Annotated in this window: 1 protein-coding gene; it reads right to left on the reverse strand. The window is 64.2% G+C overall.

The features are described 5' to 3' along the window. Positions 1–491: pirin family protein (locus ABWL39_RS20870; RefSeq protein ID WP_367796134.1), on the reverse strand; the 491-nt coding region annotated here is incomplete at its 3' end. Between the last annotated feature and the right edge of the window lie 110 nt (positions 492–601).

A 601-nucleotide genomic window follows, 5' to 3' on the forward strand; every position in this document is an offset into this window, starting at 1 on the left:
GCGATCACGCGCAGGCTGCCGGCGTTGTCGGGCAGCGCCACGCTCGGGATGTTGGCGGCGGTGATGGCCTGGTAGCCCGGCGCGGTCATCTTGTCCTGCGCTGGCAGGTTCACCCACAGCTGCACCATATTGAGCACGCCGCCGCTGCGGGCGAAGGCATCCGAATGGAACTCCTCGTGCAGGATGCCCGAGCCGGCCGTCATCCACTGCACATCGCCGGGGCCGATGGTGCCGCCGCTGCCGGTGGAGTCGCGGTGCGACACCTCGCCGTCGTAGACGATGGTGACGGTCTCGAAGCCGCGATGCGGGTGTTGCCCCACGCCGCGCTGGTGCGGGGTCGGGGTGAAGCTGGCGGGGCCGGCATAGTCGAGCAGCAGGAAGGGGCTCATGCGCTTGCCGTGGTCCTGGTAGGAAAACATCGAGCGCACCGGAAAGCCGTCGCCGACCCAATGGCCGCGAGGGGCGCTATAGATTCCGATGACTTTCTTCATGGTGATCTCCTGGTTCGCGACATCGGCGATGTCGTTGCAAGGAGAATAGATTCAGGATGATCGCTTGGGTAGATAGCGATTTTGTGTTGTAGCGTTCTGTTTTTGGAACG

Origin of the sequence: Chitinivorax sp. PXF-14, assembly GCF_040812015.1 — a bacterium.
In the GTDB taxonomy this organism is placed as follows: domain Bacteria; phylum Pseudomonadota; class Gammaproteobacteria; order Burkholderiales; family SCOH01; genus JBFNXJ01.